Annotated in this window: 14 protein-coding genes; 4 read left to right on the forward strand and 10 right to left on the reverse strand. The window is 72.2% G+C overall.

Annotated elements, in window-relative coordinates; all coding sequences use genetic code 11:
• Positions 1-221: 221 nt before the first annotated feature.
• On the reverse strand, positions 222-794 hold the full coding sequence (locus BG482_RS17450) for a cob(I)yrinic acid a,c-diamide adenosyltransferase (protein WP_069769957.1): 573 nt from the start codon (positions 792-794) through the stop codon (positions 222-224).
• A 464-nt stretch (positions 795-1,258) separates the two neighbouring features.
• Between BG482_RS17450 and BG482_RS17455 the strand changes: the two genes are divergently transcribed.
• Positions 1,259-1,582: an STAS domain-containing protein gene (locus BG482_RS17455; RefSeq protein ID WP_069769958.1), complete on the forward strand. Its 324-nt coding sequence runs from the start codon at positions 1,259-1,261 to the stop codon at positions 1,580-1,582.
• A gap of 233 nt (positions 1,583-1,815) precedes the next feature.
• Positions 1,816-4,326, forward strand: a complete 2,511-nt coding sequence (locus tag BG482_RS17460; protein WP_069769959.1) for an ATP-binding protein — start codon at positions 1,816-1,818, stop codon at positions 4,324-4,326.
• Between the two features lie 79 nt (positions 4,327-4,405).
• Here BG482_RS17460 and nucS read toward each other — a convergent pair whose 3' ends face one another.
• Positions 4,406-5,077, reverse strand: a complete 672-nt coding sequence (gene nucS, locus BG482_RS17465) for an endonuclease NucS (RefSeq protein WP_069769960.1) — start codon at positions 5,075-5,077, stop codon at positions 4,406-4,408.
• A gap of 264 nt (positions 5,078-5,341) precedes the next feature.
• Between nucS and BG482_RS17470 the strand changes: the two genes are divergently transcribed.
• Positions 5,342-5,734, forward strand: a complete 393-nt coding sequence (locus BG482_RS17470) for an SCO5389 family protein (protein ID WP_069769961.1) — start codon at positions 5,342-5,344, stop codon at positions 5,732-5,734.
• 84 nt (positions 5,735-5,818) lie between these two features.
• Here BG482_RS17470 and BG482_RS17475 read toward each other — a convergent pair whose 3' ends face one another.
• Positions 5,819-6,847, reverse strand: a complete 1,029-nt coding sequence (locus BG482_RS17475) for an LLM class flavin-dependent oxidoreductase (RefSeq protein ID WP_069770013.1) — start codon at positions 6,845-6,847, stop codon at positions 5,819-5,821.
• Between the two features lie 222 nt (positions 6,848-7,069).
• On the opposite strand from BG482_RS17475, the gene BG482_RS17480 reads away from it, so the two are divergent.
• Positions 7,070-7,402 (forward strand): ATP/GTP-binding protein, encoded by a 333-nt coding sequence (locus BG482_RS17480; protein ID WP_069769962.1) that lies wholly within the window; start codon positions 7,070-7,072, stop codon positions 7,400-7,402.
• Positions 7,403-7,438: 36 nt separating this feature from the next.
• On the opposite strand, the gene BG482_RS17485 is transcribed toward BG482_RS17480, so the two are convergent.
• The 7 genes from BG482_RS17485 to mce form a co-directional block, all read right to left on the reverse strand.
• Positions 7,439-8,317 (reverse strand): ABC transporter permease subunit, encoded by an 879-nt coding sequence (locus BG482_RS17485; RefSeq protein WP_069769963.1) that lies wholly within the window; start codon positions 8,315-8,317, stop codon positions 7,439-7,441.
• Positions 8,314-9,549 (reverse strand): ABC transporter ATP-binding protein, encoded by a 1,236-nt coding sequence (locus tag BG482_RS17490; protein ID WP_069769964.1) that lies wholly within the window; start codon positions 9,547-9,549, stop codon positions 8,314-8,316. The genes BG482_RS17485 and BG482_RS17490 overlap by 4 nt, the downstream gene beginning before the upstream one ends.
• Positions 9,550-9,660: 111 nt before the next feature.
• Positions 9,661-10,431, reverse strand: coding sequence for an ABC transporter permease (locus BG482_RS17495; protein WP_069769965.1), 771 nt, complete (start codon positions 10,429-10,431; stop codon positions 9,661-9,663).
• 2 nt (positions 10,432-10,433) lie between these two features.
• Positions 10,434-11,384 (reverse strand): ABC transporter ATP-binding protein, encoded by a 951-nt coding sequence (locus tag BG482_RS17500; RefSeq protein ID WP_069769966.1) that lies wholly within the window; start codon positions 11,382-11,384, stop codon positions 10,434-10,436.
• 85 nt (positions 11,385-11,469) lie between these two features.
• Complete coding sequence (locus tag BG482_RS17505) at positions 11,470-12,408, reverse strand: cellulose-binding protein (RefSeq protein ID WP_069769967.1); 939 nt, start codon at positions 12,406-12,408, stop codon at positions 11,470-11,472.
• Between the two features lie 183 nt (positions 12,409-12,591).
• The gene (gene scy / locus BG482_RS17510) at positions 12,592-16,473 is read right to left on the reverse strand and encodes a polarized growth protein Scy (RefSeq protein ID WP_069769968.1); all 3,882 of its coding nucleotides are present in this window, start codon (positions 16,471-16,473) and stop codon (positions 12,592-12,594) included.
• A 232-nt stretch (positions 16,474-16,705) separates the two neighbouring features.
• Positions 16,706-17,146, reverse strand: coding sequence for a methylmalonyl-CoA epimerase (mce, locus tag BG482_RS17515; protein WP_069769969.1), 441 nt, complete (start codon positions 17,144-17,146; stop codon positions 16,706-16,708).
• Between the last annotated feature and the right edge of the window lie 91 nt (positions 17,147-17,237).

The following is a 17,237-nucleotide window of genomic DNA, read 5'->3' on the forward strand; positions in this document are numbered from 1 at the left end:
CCCGGCCGCCACCGTACGGACCGCGGCCGGCAGTCTGCGGCCTCCGTGCTCTTCAGCGGAAAGCCGGCAGCGGCGGATGCTGTGCGCCGTCGGCGTCACCCTCGTCGTCGCCGCGAGGTACACCCTCTTCCCGAGGAGGCGAGCGAAGGGTGAACCGGAGCGGGAACCGGCCAACCTGGGCCGGCCCTTCGATCGTCCAGCCGTGCCCGGGTCGCACCCCGTCAGCGTTCGCCGCCCGGCACCCACAGCACGTCGCCCGTGGCCTTGTTGGCCGTGCGGGCAAGGATGAAGAGGAGGTCCGAGAGCCGGTTGAGGTAGGTCGCGGTCAGCGGGTTCATGACCTCGCCGTGCACCTCCAGCGCCGCCCAGGTGGAGCGTTCGGCCCGCCGGACGACCGTGCAGGCCTGGTGCAGCAGGGCCGCGCCCGGGGAGCCGCCGGGAAGGATGAACGACCGCAGCTTCTCCAGCCGCTCGTTGAAGCGGTCGCAGTCCGCCTCCAGCCGGTCGACGTAGAACTGCTCGACCCGCAGCGGCGGGAACCCGGGGTTCTCCGTCACCGGCGTCGACAGGTCCGCGCCCACGTCGAACAGGTCGTTCTGGACGCGGGTGAGGACCGCGACGAGCTCCTCGTCGAGCCCGCCCAGCGCGAGCGCCGTGCCGATCACCGCGTTCGCCTCGTTGGCGTCCGCGTACGCGGCGATCCGCAGGTCGGTCTTGGCGACCCGGCTCATGTCGCCGAGGGCGGTGGTGCCCTGGTCGCCGGTCCTGGTGTAGATGCGCGTCAGATTGACCATGCCGCCAATCTAGACCGTCCACGCCCATGCGTTCCGTTCCCTTCGTCACTGCCACGACCCTGGGGTCAGTTCAGGGCCAATCGGTGGGAATCGGACAGGAATTGACGACGTGACCGGCGTCTCACGCCCTGAGACGTGAAACGCGTTACTAACCGGTCACACAGCGCCTCGCGACCGCTAATCTCCGGCCGAGAGGCACACGGACAGGTGCAGGGACGGGCAACCGGACAGGCGACCGGAACGGCTGCGCCGGATGGTTGAACGCCGGTGACATCGGACGCGTGAGCGGGCAGGGCTTCTACAGGCGCACACCGCACAGGCCCCACGGGCCTCACCCCTGCGGGTGAATTCGGTATCGGTTCGCTCACAGACGGCAACCTCCGGCCGCTTCACGCAGTCAGAGGATGCAACGCACGACCGGACATCACACCGCGGAGCACGAGACGCACGCTTAGGGGAGCGCTATGCACATCAGGGGCGACCACGTCGAGCTGGTCGTCGGGGGCCGCCTCGACGTCCGCAGCGCGGCGGACGCCCGTACGGCCCTGCACACGGCCGTCGACGACGGAGACGGCGACCTCGTGCTCGACCTGTCCGAACTGGATTCCTGGGACGCCACCGGACTCGGCGTCATCATGGGCGTCCATCGACGGGCGGGCCGCTGCGGCCGACGGCTGGTGCTGCGTGGCGTACCGCCGCAGATGCAACGCCTGCTGGTGGCCACCCGGCTGCACCGCATCCTCGCGATCGAGGGCGGCATCGGCGTGGAATCGCTGCCCCGGGTGTGACCGGAGAGGGCCGTGGCCTGCGCGGGAAACGCGTGACGGGCGCAATCCTCACGAGACGGTGACGCTTCGGGCGGCGTGGCACCCCGGGCTGTCGTAGATGCTGTGCGAAGGTTTACGGTTCGTCTGCCCGCTGCTTTCAGCCTCGAGCGGGCACCGGACCAGAAGCGACAGCGCAGTGTGCAGCAAGGCCGGGAGGGGCTACCGCCACACGACGCTTTTGGGGGCTCGAACCTATGGACCCGAACCCGCGGGGACCTGAGGAGTACGGCCATGACGGCGACGGGAAAGCGCCGCGTCCGCGCCCTTCCAGGGATCCCCTCACGCCCGACTTCGGCCAGCACCAGCCGGCCCAGGCCCGCACGGTGCGGCTCGTCGTCGGCGAACATCTGCTCACCGTCAACCCGGTGGACGGCAGCGAGATAGAACGGCGGCCGCCCGGGGCGCAGGAGACCGAGCGGCCCGTCAACCGCACGCCCGAGCAGCGCGCCGAGACCGAGCGCGCCGCCCGGCCGCCCGCCCCCGCCGGACCGGCCCGCCCCCCGTGGCCGCTCCAGGGCCGCCAGGACGAACGCGAACAACTGGTCCGCCTGCTCGCCCGCGGCCGCTCCGTCCGCGTCACCGGGGCCCCCGGCTCCGGCCGCACCAGCCTCCTCGACCTCGTCGCCGAGGACTGCGAGGACCTCGCCCCCGACGGCGTCGTCCGCCTCTCCGGCTTCGGCCGCACCGCGTCCGACCTGCTGCACGACCTCTTCCACGCCGTCCACGACGCCCCCCGGCACCGTCCCGAGGACGACGAACTGCGCGCCCTCGTCCGGGAGGTCGGCGCGGTCGTCGTCGTCGACGACCTCGACCTCGGCGGCGCCGACCTCGACGAACTGCTCGACGCGACGCCCGAATGCGCCTTCCTGCTCGGCGCCGCCCCGGACGCCCCGGCGCCCTCCGCGGAGTCCGCAGTCGAGGAGGTCGTCCTCACCGGGCTCGACCGCGCGGGCGGCGTCGAGGTCATCGAGCAGGCGGTGGGCCGGGTCCTCACCGAGGAGGAGGCCAACTGGGCCGGCGACCTCTGGTTCGAGTCCGAGGGCCTGCCGTTGCGGTTCGTCCAGGCCGGGGCCCTGCTCTCGCAGCGCGACCGGCTGCGGGCCGACGCCGACGCCGTGGACGCCTTCGGCGTCTTCGAGGACGCCCGGCCGCGCCCCGGCGCGGCGGACGCCGTCGCCGGAGCCGGCGAGGCGGAGGAGATACCCCTGCCCTCGCTCGGCGAGGCCGCCGCGCCCGCGCCGCTGCTCGCCGCCCGCCTCAGCGCCTCCGCCCGCGCCGCACTGCGCTTCGCCGTCGCCCTCGGCGGCGAGGTCCCGCACCAGGCCCATCTGCCCGCCCTGGTCGGCGACACCCACGCCGACTCGGCCCTCGGGGAACTGGCCGCCTGCGGACTCGTCACCCCGGTCGGCACCCGCTACCGTCTCGCCGCCGGAGTCCAGACCCAGCTGGAGGCCGCCGGATACGCCGACGACGTCGAGGCCCGCGTCCGGACCGCCGCCCAGCACTACGCCTGGTGGGCAGGACATCCCTCGGTCACGCCGGAGCGGGTGTGCGCCGAGGCCGACGCCGTGCTCGCCGCCCTCGCCGCCGTCGTCCCCGGCACCACCCGCCCCGACGAGGGCGAGGAGGCCACCGCGGTCCAGCTCGCCCGCACCGCCGCGCCCGCGTTCGCCGCGGGCCTGCACTGGCGCGCCTGGGAGAGCGCCCTGCACGAGGGCGCCGAAGCCGCCCGCATGGCCGGCGAGTCCGCCGACCGCGCCTACTTCCACCACGAACTGGGCGTCCTCGCCCTGTGCACCGGCGACCTCGACCGCGCCCGCTCCGAGCTGGAGGCCTCCCTCGCCCTGCGCGGGGTCATCGCCGACAAGCGGGGAACCGTGGCCGGCCGCCGTGCCCTCGCCCTGGTCGCCGACGCCTGCGGCGACATACCCGGCCTGCTGACGGCGACGGCCGACGAGGAGACGCCCCACGCCCGGCAGGAGGAGCCGGCGTCCCCGTCGCGCGCCGTCCAGGCGGCGCTCCCGTCCTTCCCGCCGGAGGCCGAGACCGTCGTCGCCCGCCGCGAGCCGCCGCACCCGCCGGCCCGGCACCACCGCGCCGGTCTGCGGGGCCTGGCCCGGCGCAACCTCGTCGCGGCAGGGGCGGGCGCGCTGCTCGTCGCCGTGCTGGGCACGGTGGTCACGCTCGGCGCCACCTCCGACAACGACGCCCACAACCCCTCCGACCGGGTGGGCGTCAACCCGACCGCCGACGCCGGCCAGAACGGCGACGACCCGAACTCCGGCGCCCCCGGCGACGGCGGAGCGTCCTCCGGCACCGGCGAGGCGACCAGCAGGCCGACCGACCCCGGCCCGGACGGCACGATGGGCACCTCGGACGACCCCTCGCCCACCGGGTCGGCCGAACCGTCCCCGGACGCCAGCGGGTCGCCCGGCCCCGGACACGGGGGCACGCCGTCCGGCACGCCCAAGCCCTCCTCGTCGCCCAGCCCGAGCTCGAAGCCCTCGTCCTCGCCGTCGGCCTCGTCGTCCCCGTCGTCGTCGCCGAGCGGCTCTTCCTCGCCGACCACGTCGCCCTCGGCGAGCGGCACGCCGACCGGCAGCAGCTCCCACTCGGCGAGCAGCTCGATGTCGTCCTCGCCGGGCAGTTCCCTCACCTCCGCCGGGGGCACCGGCGCGCCGGTCTCGCCGGATCAGGTGATCTGAGCGCACGGACACACGAAAACGGGCCGGACTCCCCGGAAAGGGAGTCCGGCCCGTTTTCGTCGTCCGCGCGCGGGCGGGGTCAGAACAGGCGCAGCTTGTCGTCCTCGATGCCGCGCAGGGCGTTGTAGTCGAGGACGGTGCATCCGATGCCGCGGTCCGTGGCCAGCACGCGGGCCTGGGGCTTGATCTCCTGGGCGGCGAAGACGCCGCGCACCGGCGCGAGATGCGGGTCGCGGTTCAACAGCTCCAGGTAGCGGGTGAGTTGCTCGACCCCGTCGATCTCGCCGCGCCGCTTGATCTCGACCGCGACGGTCCGCCCTTCCGCGTCCCGGCACAGGATGTCGACCGGGCCGATGGCGGTCATGTACTCGCGGCGGATGAGGGTGTAGCCCTCGCCGAGGGTCTCGATGCGGTCGGCGAGCAGCTCCTGGAGGTGCGCTTCCACGCCGTCCTTGATCAGGCCGGGATCGACGCCCAGTTCGTGCGACGAGTCGTGGAGGATCTCCTCCATCGTGATGATGAGCTTCTCGCCGCCCTTGTTGACGACGGTCCACACGCCCTCCTCGTCGCCCGCCCCCTCCTTGAGGGTGCAGGGCGGCGACATCCAGTTCAGGGGCTTGTAGGCCCGGTCGTCCGCATGGATCGAGACGCTGCCGTCCGCCTTCACCAGGATGAGACGGGGGGCGGAGGGGAGATGGGCGGTGAGCCGGCCGGCGTAGTCGACGGAGCACCGGGCGATGACGAGACGCATGGGGCGCAACGCTATCCGACGCCCCCGCCCCCAAGCGATTCGCCCTGGAAAAAGATCGTTCGACGGGCGACCGACCGTGGCCGATAGTGTGCCCAACCGGGGTTCCCTATGTGCCCATTCTCCTGGTGCGGTCACCGTCCGTTGCCTACCGTAGTGAACGGGAGGTCGCGATGCGTGTACTCAGCGTGTGCGGTGTTTCGGCATGCGGACTCCCTTTCCCTGTCCGGCAACCCCTGTTGTTCCGGGGGTGCGAGAGGAGTACCCATGTCGCTCGACGTCTCACCGGCCCTACTCGAACAGGCCGAGCGAGGCGAGGTCGACGAAGCAGAATTCGTCGACTGCGTCCGGACCTCCCTGCCCTACGCATGGGAGATGGTCAGCTCCCTGGTGGCCCAGCTGAAGGTGGACGGCGGAGACTTCGCCGACAACCAGACGCCCCCGCCGGACGAGCAGGCGCGCGGGCAGTTGCTGCGCGCACTCGCGAGTGACGCCATACGCGGTGCGCTGCAGCGGCACTTCGGTGTGCGGCTGGCCTTCCAGAACTGCCACCGGGTGGCGGTGTTCCCGTTGGACTCGGCTGTCGACGAGAAGCTCAGCCGCTTCACCTCGGTCCGTAGCCAGTTGCTGAACCAGTCCCCGGAATTCCGGGACTGCTGAACCTGTGAGGCTGTCGCTTGCCGCTCCTGACGCGGGAGGTTCCACAGACACGGGAGCGGCAGGCCTCGTGGTCGGCTGGGCTGTTCACCGGAGGTGGGGGAGCACCTCCGAGCCCAGCCGCCGCACGTTCTCCTCCGTGGCCGCGAGGTCGCCGGAGCCCTCGACGAGCAGGGCGAAGCGTGAGATGCCGGTCCGCTCGCTGGTCGCCGTGAGGCGGTCGACGCACAAGCGGGGGGTGCCCACCGGGTGCAGCCCGCAGAGCAGTTCGGTGTACGCCACCGGGTCCCGCATGCTGCGGGCTCGGCCGTCCACCGTCACATGGGCGTCCAGGCCCTGCTTCAGCCAGCCCGGCATCGCCTTCACCAAGGTCTCCACCGCGTCCGTGCGCCGGTCCGCGATCTGGCAGACGCCCGCCGAGACGTGCGCCGCGGCGCGGATCTCGTCCCCGGAGCGCCCGGCGGCTCGCGCGCAGCGCCGCCACTGGGCGACCATCTCGGCCTTCTCCTCGTCCCCGACGTGCATCCCGAGCAGCATCGGCAGCCCGCGCTCGGCGGCCAGCCGTACGCTCGCCGGCGAGGTGCACGCCACGACGACCTCCGGCCCCGCCGTGTCGGTCAGAGCCTCCGACGGCCTGGGCACCACCGGGACTTCGCGGAAGTGGAAGCGCTCGCCGTCCGCTCCCACCGAGGGCTCGCGCAGCCAGCGCACCAGCAGATCGAGTGATTCCGGGAACCCCCGCTCGTACGCCTGCAGACCCGAGCCGAACACCTCCAGGTCGACCCACGGCCCGCCGCGGCCCACGCCCAGCGAGAAACGGCCGCCGCTCGTCAGGTGCAGCAGCGCGGCCTGTTCGCCGAGCGCCACGGGATGGACGGTGGGCAGTACGCTGACCGCCGTGCCGACCCGGATGCGCCGGGTGCGGCCCAGCAGCAGCGCCGCCAGCGTGACCGCCGACGGGCACGTGCCGTACGGCACGAAGTGGTGCTCGGCCAGCCAGACCGAGTCCAGGCCCGCCTCCTCGGCCACCTCGGCGGAGCGGACGGCGCGGTGCAGCGCCTCACCCTGGCCCTGGCCGGGGAACTGGGCTCCCAACACGAAACTTCCGACACGCATGGACATTCCTGCTTCCTTGGCTCCGACACGGAGCTCCCCCACCGGGCATAACCGTCCGACACGTGCCGAGGACACGGCCTGGCGGAGAGATTTGCGGATTGTCTGCAGAATGCGGCGTCCGGCAGGGTGACTTGCGGGGACGGCTGCCCTACGGGTGCCCCGGTCCGGGCCGCGTACGCTGGACGCCGAGCCCGCTTCCCGCAGAGCCCCGTGAGGTGTCCCGTGTCCCCGCGTCGCAACCGACCCAAGGGTGAGAACTCGTCCGGCCGGAGCGCCGAGGACGACACCGCGAGCCGTTACGGCGGCTGGCAGTCGGCCGAGGCCTGGCAGGGCGAGCGGTGGAGCGTGCGGCACGTGGCCGGTTCGAGCGCGCAGAGCAAGGCGTACCGGTGCCCCGGCTGCGACCAGCTGATCCCCGACGGCGTCCCGCACGTCGTCGCCTGGCCCGAGCACGCGGGCGTCGACGACCGCCGGCACTGGCACAAGGCGTGCTGGAACGCACGGGACCGCCGCACCCCGGGGGTGCAGCGGTCCCGTAACGCGCCGAGGTTCTAGCCCCGGTCCGCGGAGATCAGGCGGCCTCGCGGCGGTTCAGACGTCCCGCTTCTCCAGCAGGGCGAAGGCGGCGCCGAGGACGACGGCGGTCACGCCCAGCGCGATCCACAGGGGGTCCCAGCCGCTCGGGCCGCTGTCGCTGAGCGAGGTCGCGTAGAAGACGCTCATCTGGTTCGGGATCGAGTACTCGAACAGGGCCTGGCGCAGGCTCTCCAGCGAGGACGAGAACATGAAGATCGCGACGACCAGCGGGGCCAGCAGGACGCCGATCATGATGGTGATCGCGCCGGCCGAGTGCCGGATGATCGAACCGACGGCCAGCGAGAGCAGCCCGAGCAGCGCGACGTAGAGGGACACGCCGACGGTGGCCTTCAGCCACTCCTCGCCGGTCGGCCGGCGGGCGTCGCCCAGCATGCCCACGTGCATCACGGCGACGAGGCCGGACGACACGAGCGTCACCACGAAGGCGACGGCGAAGAACACGACCGCCTTCGCCGCGAGGACCCGGCCGCGCGACGGACAGGCCACCATGGTCGTGCGGATCATGCCGGTGCCGTACTCCGAGGCCGTGGTCAGCACGCCCAGCGTGATGACGCACATGCTGCCCAGCAGGAGCCCGAAGAACCCGAACGACAGGGCGGTCTGGTCCCCCAGGTCGCTCGCGGAGGCGTTCGCGGCGACCACCGCGCCGGCCAGCAGGCCGATGCCGACGACGAGCAGCACGAACACGCCCAGCGTCCACATCGTGGAGCGCACCGACCGGATCTTGGTCCACTCCGAGGCGACGGCGTGCCCGAGGTGGGTGCGCACGACCGGGATCGGCGAGGTGTAGCCGGGGCCGGCCGGGGCGTACGAGGGACCGGGCGCCTGCCAGGCGGGCGCGGCCTGCGGCGACTGGTGCTGCGGGGTGCTCATCGGGGGTCCTCGGACTTGGTCGGGGCGGCGTCGGGGGCGGGGGCAGGGGTGGCGGGAGCGGCGGAGGCCTGCGCCGGGGCGGGGGCCTGCGCGGGTGCCGCGTACGGGTTGGCCCCGCCGGGGCCGGGAGCCGCCCCGGGAGCGCCGTACGCCCCGTGGGAGGCCGCCGGAGGCGTCTGGGCGCCGGGCTGCGGGGGCGCGTAGCCCTGCTGCGGGGGCGGCGGGGCGTACCAGCCCGGCTGGCCCTGGCCGGGCACCGGCATCGGCGGCTGAACGCCGGGCGGCAGCGGCTGCTGGAGCCCGGCCTTCTGGTCGACGGTCGAGCGGTAGTCGACGGCGCCCTGGGTCATCCGCATGTACGCCTCCTCCAGCGAGGCCTGGTGCGGCGACAGCTCCCACAGACGGACGTCGGAGTCATGGGCGATGTCGCTGATGCGGGGCAGCGGCAGACCGGTCACCCGCAGCGCGCCGTCCGGCTCGGGCAGCACATGGCCGCCCGCCTCGGTCAGCGCCGAGGCCAGCTTCTCGCGCAGCGGCGGGTCGGTGTGCGGGGTGCGCACCCGGGCGAAGTCGGCGGAGTTGGCCGAGATGAAGTCCGTCACGCTCATGTCGGACAGGAGCTGTCCGCGCCCGATGACGATCAGATGGTCCGCGGTCAGGGCCATCTCGCTCATCAGGTGGGAGGAGACGAACACCGTGCGGCCCTCGGCGGCCAGCGACTTCATGAGGTTGCGCACCCAGAGGATGCCCTCGGGGTCGAGGCCGTTGACCGGCTCGTCGAAGAGCAGCACCTGAGGGTCGCCGAGCAGCGCGGCGGCGATGCCGAGCCGCTGGCCCATGCCCAGGGAGAAACCCTTGGAGCGCTTCTTGGCCACGTCCTGGAGGCCGACGACGCCGAGGACCTCGTCGACCCGGCGGGCCGGGATGCCGGACAGCTGGGCAAGGCACAGCAGGTGGTTGCGGGCATGCCGGCCCCCGTGGACCGCCTTGGCGTCGAGCAGCGCGCCCACCTGTCGGGCCGCGTTCGGCAGCTTGCGGTACGGATAGCCGCCGATCGTCACCGTGCCCGCGCTCGGGTTGTCCAGGCCGAGGATCATCCGCATGGTCGTCGACTTGCCCGAGCCGTTGGGTCCGAGGAAGCCCGTCACGGCCCCGGGCCGTACCTGGAAGGAAAGGTTGTGAACAGCGGTCTTGTCGCCGTAGCGCTTGGTCAGGCCGACTGCTTCGATCATGCTCCGCACCCATCGAAAGGATCAGGACAGCAGGGCGCACGCCCCCGTAAGGGTTAGGAGGATATCGGGGCGCTGACGGTTCCGCTCAAATGCAAGCAAAGACCGAGGACGTCAGGCGTCGCGCTTCTTCAGCAGCACGTATCCGCCCGCCAGCGCGGCGACCACCCACAGCGCCATGATGGCGAACCCGCCCCACGGCCCGTACGGGGTGTCGTCGTCGATCGGCGTCACCACCCGCATGATCTTGCTGCCGGCCTGGTCGGGCAGGTACTGACCGATCTTCTTCGTAGCGGAGACGTTGCCGAGGATGTTCGAGATCAGGAAGAAGAACGGCATCAGGATGCCGAGCGAGAGCATCGGCGAGCGCAGCATCGTGGCCACGCCCATCGAGAACACGGCGATGAGGGTCATGTACAGGCCACCGCCGATGACCGCCCTCAGAACCCCGCTGTCCTCGATAGCGGCCCGGTGCGAGCCGAGCATGGCCTGACCGAGGAAGAACGTGACGAAACTGGTGGCGAGGCCGACCGCCAGCGCCAGCCCGCCGGCCACGGCGATCTTGCTGAACAGGAACGCGCCGCGCTGCGGCACCGCCGCCAGCGAGGTGCGGATCATGCCGGTGCTGTACTCGTTCGACACGACCAGCACCCCGAACACGATCATCGCGAGCTGGCCGAGGCTCATTCCGGCGAAGCTGATGAACGTCGGGTCGAAGGAGAGCCGGTCGTTGCGGCTCATATGGTCGAAGTCGTTGTTCGACAGCGCCGAGATCAGCATGCCGAGAGCGATGGTGACGACCACCGCGAGGGAGAGCGTCCACACCGTGGACGCCACCGACCGGATCTTGGTCCACTCGGACCGGATGACCTGGGTCGCCGCCATTCTCAACTCCTCGTCCGGTCGTCGCCCCACCGCTGCTCCGGCGGCGCGTCCGTGTGCGCGTGATACTCCACCGACTCCGCGGTCAGCTGCATGAACGCCTCCTCCAGCGAGGCCTGTTGCGGACTCAGCTCATGCAGCACGACCTGGTGCTGTGCGGCCAGCTCCCCGATGTGCTCGGGCTTGCCGCCGTCCACCTCCAGCGCACCGTTGCCGGTCTCCACGACGGTGATCCCGGCCCCGTGCAGGACGTCGAGCAGCCGCTCGCGCTGCGGGGTGCGGACCCGCACGTACGACCGCGAGTTCTGCGCGATGAAGTCGGCCATGGAGGTGTCGGCGAGCAGCCGGCCCTGCCCGATCACCACGAGGTGGTCGGCCGTCAGCGCCATCTCGCTCATCAGATGCGAGGAGACGAACACTGTCCGCCCCTGCGCGGCCAGCGATTTCATCAGGTTGCGGATCCAGTGGATGCCCTCGGGGTCGAGCCCGTTGACCGGCTCGTCGAACATCAGGATCCGCGGGTCGCCGAGGAGCGCGCCCGCGATGCCCAGCCGCTGGCCCATGCCCAGCGAGAACCCCTTGGCCTTCTTCTTCGCCACCGCCGTCAGGCCCACGGTGTCCAGCACCTCGTGCACCCGGCTGCGGGGAATGCCGTTGCTCTGGGCCAGACACAGCAGATGGTTGAAGGCGCTGCGCCCGCCGTGCATGGCCTTGGCGTCCAGCAGGGCGCCGATGTACTTCAGCGGGTCCTTGAGCCGGTCGTAGTGCTGCCCGTCGATCCGCACGTCCCCGGCCGACGGCCGGTCGAGGCCCAGCATCATCCGCATGGTGGTGGACTTGCCGGCGCCGTTGGGACCGAGGAAGCCCGTGACGATGCCCGGTCTGACGGTGCAGGTGAGGTCGTTCACCGCGACCTTCTCGCCGTACCGCTTCGTCAGGCCCTCGAGCTCGATCATGCGGCCACGCTAGAACGCGGCGAAGCCCTCTGCCACCGGAGTGGCAAAGGGCTCCGCCGATGTTCGGTCGCCGTACCCCCGGACGTTACCGGGACTGCTGCGCCGGAACCCCACGGGAGATCGGCTCGTCGTCCGTGGACGGCGTGCCGGCCGCGGCCACCGCGGCGCCGGTCAGCGTGGCGAGCATCTCGCGGACGTTCGTCAGCTGAGCGTTGATCGAGTCGCGGCGGTTGGTGAGAGCCGCCAGCTCGCGCTCGGATTCCGAACGGATCCGGTCCGCCTTGGCGTTGGCGTCGGCCACGATGTCCTCGGCCTGACGCTGCGCCGTCTCGACGGTCTGGCGCGCGCGACGCTCGGCGTCGGTGCGCAGCTTCTCGGCCTCCAGACGCAGCTGCTCCGCGCGGTGCTCGATCTCCGCGAGACGCTTCTCCGCCTTCTGCTGACGGGACGCGAGGTCGCGCTCCGACTGCTCCCGGCGCTTGGCCAGGTTGGTCTCGAAGTCGGCGGCGGCCTGCGCGGCCTTGGCACGGGTCTCCTCGAAGAGGGCGTCGGCCTCCTCACGCTTCGACTGCGCGTCCTTCTGCGCCTCGGAACGCAGCTGCGACGCGTCGCTCTTGGCCTTCTCGACGATCCGGACGCCCTCGTCCTCAGCCTTGGCCTTGCGCTCCGCAGAGAACGATTCTGCGTCGTTGCGCACCTGCTGGGCCGCCGACTCGGCGAGCTCACGGTGCTGCTCGGCCGCGCGACGGGCCTCCTCGCGCAGATCCTTGGCCTCTTCCTCGGCGAGGCGGAGGATCTTCTCGACACGCGCGCCGAGACCGGCGTACGACGGCTCCGCGTCGCTTACCTGGGCCTGGGCGTTCTGCGTCTCGAGGTGAAGCTCCTCGATGCGCTTTTCCAGAGCAGTGATACGGGCCAGAGCGCTGTCACGGTCGGAGACGAGCTTCGAGATGCGTTCGTCCACCTGAGCGCGGTCGTACCCACGCCGCACAAGCTCGAAGCCGTAGGGGGAAGTGTCGCTCATGGGGTTCCTGTCGAATGAGACCGGTGAGGTGATAGGTGGAATCCTAGGGGCCTTTGCGGTGTGTCATCGAGCGTATGCGTGTTTGATCTGGAGAATGACACCCCTTTTGGGTGGCTCGGCGGCGGACCGCTTGCCAAAGGTGCGCTCAAAGGACCAAGAATTTAACGCAATCCACACATTCCGCTAGCCGTCCGAGGACTTCCCACCCGATCGAGGGGCTCCGATGGCGGCGGCCGCCTTGACGCCCCCGTCCTTGCCCCCGGCCGGCGCCTCGAACGACTCCAGCGCCTCCAGCACGTCCTGGACCCGGGAGATCTCGGCGTTGATGTCCTCGCGCCGGCGCACCAGGACCTCCAGCTCGCGCTTGCCCTCCTCGACCGTGCGCCGCGCCTCGCGGATCGCCTCGGCCTTGAGCTCCTCGGCCTCGCGCACCAGCGTCGACTTCTTCTGCTCGGCCTCCTTGAGGAGCCCCTCGGCCTTCTTCACCGCGGCGATACGGACCTTGCCTGCCTCGGAGTTGGCGTCCGACACCAGCTCCCTCGCCTTGGCCTGCGCCTTGGCGAGCTGCTCCTCGGCCGCCTTGATGAGCGCGTCGCAGCGGTCGCCGGTCGACCTCATCGTCTCGGCCGCCTCGCGGCGCGCCCGGTCGTGCAGCGCCTCGATCTCGCTGGTGATGCGGTCGCGCAGCTCCTCCGCCCGCTCCCTTATCGCGGTTGCGTCCCGGCGGGCGCCGACCAGCAGCTCGTCGGCGTCCGTACGCGCCTTCTCCACCCGGGAGTTGCCCTCGACGGTCGCCTCGGACACCAGCCGCTCCGCCTCGCTGCGGGCAGCGCCCACCATCGAGTCGGCCTGCGCCTCAGCGTCCGCGGTGGTCTTCTGCGCCTGCTGCTGCGCCTCGGTGAGCAGCTTGTCCGCCTCGGCCGCGGTCTCCGTGATGAGGGTGTCGACCTGCTCGGCCGCCTCGGAGCGCCGCTTGTTGGCCTCCTTGCGGGCCTCGTCCAGCGTCGAGTCGGCCTCCTCGCGGGCCACGCTCATCAACCGGTCGGCCTCCGCCGCCGCCTCGGTCCTGACACGCTCGGCCTCGGCCCGGATCCGCTCCGCGTGCTGCTGCGCGGACCCCACCGTCTCGGCGGCCTCGGCGCGCAGCCGCTCCGCGTCCCCGGACGCGTCCTGGATCAGCTTCTCCGCCTTGGCGACCGACTCGGACCGCAGCCGCTCGGCCTCCGCGATCGTCTCGGACTGGAGGCGCTCGGCCTCCGCGACGGTCTCGCTCTGGAGCCGCTCCGCCTCGCTGCGGGCCTCGTTGATGAGGGTGTCGGCCTGCGTCGCCGCGTCCGAGCGGATGCGGTTGGCGTCGTCGCGGGCGTCCGCCCGGGTGCGCGACGCGTCCTGGTCGGCCTGGGCGATGGCGTCCGAGACCTCGGTGCGCACCCGCTGGGCGTGCGCGGACGCCTCCGAACGCAGCCGCTCCGCCTCGGCGATCGCCTCGCCGACGGTCCGCTCGGCCAGCTCCTGCGCGGCCTGAGACGCCTCGTTCGCCTCGCGCCGGACCCGGCCCGCGTCCTCGGCGGCCCGCTCCCGCTCGGCGTAGGCGTCGGCGCGGACGCGGTCCGACTCCTCCTCGGCCTCGCGCCGGGTGCGGTCCGCCGCGTGCTCGGCGGCGGAACGGAGCCCGGTGATCTCCTCCTGGGCCTGCTCGTGCAGCCCGGCCACGGAGTCGCGCACCTGCTGTGCGTGCTGTTCGGCCGCCGACACCATCTCGGTGGCCCGCCGGTCCGCGTCCTCGACCAGACGGACGGCCTCGGTCTGCGCCTCCTCCACGCGCTTGCGCGCGGAGGCCAGCAGCTCCTCGCTCTGCTCGCGGGCCCGCTCGCGCTCCTGGCCGGCCTCCTGGCGGGCGGAGCCGAGGAGTTCCTCGGCCTCGCGTCGACGCCGGGCGGCCTCCTCCTGGGCGGCGGCCAGCGTCTCGGACGCCTCGGCGGACAGCCGCTCGGCCGCGGCCTGCGCCTCCGCGCGCACCCGGTCGGCGGTGTCCTGCGCCTCCGACTTCAGCCGCTCCGCCTCGGCGGCGGCCTCGGAACGCAGCCGGACGGCGACGGCCTCGCCCTCGGCGCGCGAGGCGGCTGCGTCGGACGCGGCCTCGTTGCGCAGCCGGTCGGCCTCCGCGTCGGCCTGCTGCTGCAGGGAGCGGATCCGCTCCGCGGCCTCCGAGCGCAGCCGGTCGGTCTCCTCGGCGGCCTCGCGGCGGATCCGCGCGGCCTCCTCCCGGGCGTCCGTCAGCGCCTGCTCCGCGGAGGCGAGGCGGGCCTCCGCCTCCGTCTGCAGCCGGGTCAGCTCCTCGGCGGCCTCCGCCTGCCGGGCCTCGACCGCCCGCTCGGACTCCGCGCGCAGCTCGCTCGCGGCCTGTTCGGCGTTCGAGGTGATGGTCTCGGCGAGCTCCACCGCCTCCTCGCGGGAACGCTCGGCCTCCGCACGGGTGCGCTCCAGGACCTCCTCGGCCTGCCGGCGCAGCGTGGTGGCGCGCTCGATGGCCTCGGTGCGCACCTTCTCGCTGTCCGAGGTGGCCTTCTGGCGCAGCTCGTCCGCATCGGCCTTCGCCTTGGACAGCAGCTCCTCGGCGGACCGTGCCGCCTCCTCGATCTGCTGGACGGCCTCCTTGCGGGCCTCCGCGCGGATCTTCTCGCCCTCGGCTACCGCGTCGGCGCGCAGCTGCTCGGCCTCGCCGCGCAGCCGGCGGGCCTCTTCCTGCAGCTCGACCGTCTTGGCGCGGTACTCCTTGGTGTCGTCCTTCGCCGAGCCCTTGAGCTGCTCGGCGATGTCGTGCGCCTCGGCGCGCAGCCGGTCGGCCTCGCTCTCCGCCTCGCGACGGATCCGCTCGGCCTCCTCGGCGGCGGCCTTCGTGGTGCGCTGAGCGTCCTCCTGCGCCTTGTTGAGGACGTCCTCGGCGGTCTTGGCCGCCTTCGACAGCTGGGTGGCGCTCTCCTCGGCGGTGAGCGTGCGGGCCTTCTCCGAGGCCTCCGCGACGATCTTCTCGGCCTCGGCGCGGGCGTCGGCGACGAGCTGCTCGGCGTCCGCCTTGGTGGTCTCGGCCTCCTTGGTGGCCTCGCTGACCAGCCGGGCGACCTGCTCCTTGGCCGTACGGGTGCGCTGTTCCTTGGCCGCCTCCGCGCCGGCGAGCGCCTTCTCGGCGGCGGCCTTCGCCTCCGCGAGCACCTTGTCCGCCTCGGCCTGCGCCTTGCGCAGCGCCTCCTCGGCCTCGGACATGCGCTGCTCGGCGGCGCGGCTGAGCTCACCGGCCTGGCGGCGGGCCGCGTCGGACTCCGTGACGGTGGAGGTGCGCAGCTGCTCCGCGTGGTCGCTGGCCTCCTGGGCCTGTGTGGAAGCGGCGTTCAGCAGCCGCTCGGCGTCCGTGCGGGCGCGCAGCAGGAGCTGCTCGGCCTCCGCGCGGGCCGACTCGGCGTCGGCCTGGAGCCGCTGGCGCGCCTCGGCGGCGACCCGCTCGGCCTCGGCGCGGGCCGTGGCCAGGGCCTGCTCGGCCTCCGCCCGCGACTCGTCGAGCAGCCTGCGGGCCTGCGCCTCGCTGCGGGCGCGCAGCTGTTCGGCCCAGGCCACGTTCTCGTTGACGTGCGACTCGACGTTCTGCCGGCGCTCGGCGAGCTCCTGGTCGAGCTGCTGGCGACGGGTGACCGCCTCCTGGTGCAGCTCCGCCTGCAGCCGGGCCGCCTGCTCGGCGTGCTCCTGCAGGATCCGCTGGGTCTGCGCCCGCACCTGGCTGAGCTCGCGCTCGGCGTCCTGGCGCAGCTGGTCGGCCTGCATCTGCGCGTTGCGCAGCAGCTGTTCGGCCTGGTACCCGAGGTCGCCGCCGTCGAAGGCGGGCCGGGACATGATGGTGCGACGCGCCTCGTGCAACTTGGCGCGCAGCACCTCGACCTGGTAGCCGAGGTCCTCGGCGTGCTGGATCGCCTTTTCCCGCTCGGTCTTCAGCCGCTTCATCTCGGCTTCGAACCGAGTCAGGTGGTCGACGTCAGCCGCCGGTTCCCGCTCCTGGCTCTCGTAGCCCCGCACTGCGCGGTCCCATCCGTCCCTGGTCGCAAGCTTGCCGAACGAGCTCCGTCCATCCGCCGAACGGGGCTCCCGGGGAATGGTGTCAGATCAACGACGGAGCATGGGCTGCTGCCCCGACGCTCGTCCCCCGAAACCCGGACCCCGGCTGCGTCCTGCCGCCGTACGGCAGGACCGGGTCGCCCCGGTGTGAGCGGCGACCGAGCCCAACCCTACCGGCCCATATGTACGAGGGTCAGTGCTCAGGTGACTCAACAGCGGCCGATGTGACCAGTTCTGTCAGTACTCCGTGGCAATCCTTGGGGTGCAAGAAGGTGATTCGTGACCCCATGGAGCCGCGTCGGGGCTCTTCGTACAGAACGCGTACGCCCTTGGAGCGGATGTCCTCGGCGTCGCCGTCCACATCCGCCGTACCGAAAGCGATGTGGTGGACGCCCTCGCCGTTCTTGGCGAGCCACTTGCCCACGGCGGAGTCCTCCCGGGTCGGTTCGAGAAGCTGCAGGTAGGAGGCGCCTCCGTCGGACGTGTCGTTGATCTTGAGCATGGCCTCGCGCACGCCCTGCTCCTCGTTGACCTCGGAGTGGAACACCTCGAAGCCGTATGTGGAACGGTAGAACTCGACGGTCGTGTCGAGGTCGTGGCAGGCGATCCCGATGTGGTCGATTCGCGTCAGCATGATGTCAGTGCAGCGCGCCCGAGGTGGTTACGCAACGTGCGCGCGATCACACTGACGGCCCGATGACGGCACGGAGTGCCACTCAGTACAT

It is taken from the genome of Streptomyces sp. LUP30, assembly GCF_001746365.1.
In the GTDB taxonomy this organism is placed as follows: Bacteria; Actinomycetota; Actinomycetes; order Streptomycetales; family Streptomycetaceae; genus Streptomyces.

What these genes read in the sequence shown, in the direction of transcription:
- BG482_RS17450 (WP_069769957.1), bottom strand. Translation starts at nt 794, where the DNA reads ATGGTCAATCTGACGCGCATCTACACCAGGACCGGCGACCAGGGCACC.
- BG482_RS17455 (WP_069769958.1), top strand. Translation starts at nt 1,259, where the DNA reads ATGCACATCAGGGGCGACCACGTCGAGCTGGTCGTCGGGGGCCGCCTC.
- BG482_RS17460 (WP_069769959.1), top strand. Translation starts at nt 1,816, where the DNA reads ATGGACCCGAACCCGCGGGGACCTGAGGAGTACGGCCATGACGGCGAC.
- nucS (WP_069769960.1), bottom strand. Translation starts at nt 5,077, where the DNA reads ATGCGTCTCGTCATCGCCCGGTGCTCCGTCGACTACGCCGGCCGGCTC.
- BG482_RS17470 (WP_069769961.1), top strand. Translation starts at nt 5,342, where the DNA reads ATGTCGCTCGACGTCTCACCGGCCCTACTCGAACAGGCCGAGCGAGGC.
- BG482_RS17475 (WP_069770013.1), bottom strand. Translation starts at nt 6,847, where the DNA reads ATGCGTGTCGGAAGTTTCGTGTTGGGAGCCCAGTTCCCCGGCCAGGGC.
- BG482_RS17485 (WP_069769963.1), bottom strand. Translation starts at nt 8,317, where the DNA reads ATGAGCACCCCGCAGCACCAGTCGCCGCAGGCCGCGCCCGCCTGGCAG.
- BG482_RS17490 (WP_069769964.1), bottom strand. Translation starts at nt 9,549, where the DNA reads ATGATCGAAGCAGTCGGCCTGACCAAGCGCTACGGCGACAAGACCGCT.
- BG482_RS17495 (WP_069769965.1), bottom strand. Translation starts at nt 10,431, where the DNA reads ATGGCGGCGACCCAGGTCATCCGGTCCGAGTGGACCAAGATCCGGTCG.
- BG482_RS17500 (WP_069769966.1), bottom strand. Translation starts at nt 11,384, where the DNA reads ATGATCGAGCTCGAGGGCCTGACGAAGCGGTACGGCGAGAAGGTCGCG.
- BG482_RS17505 (WP_069769967.1), bottom strand. Translation starts at nt 12,408, where the DNA reads ATGAGCGACACTTCCCCCTACGGCTTCGAGCTTGTGCGGCGTGGGTAC.
- mce (WP_069769969.1), bottom strand. Translation starts at nt 17,146, where the DNA reads ATGCTGACGCGAATCGACCACATCGGGATCGCCTGCCACGACCTCGAC.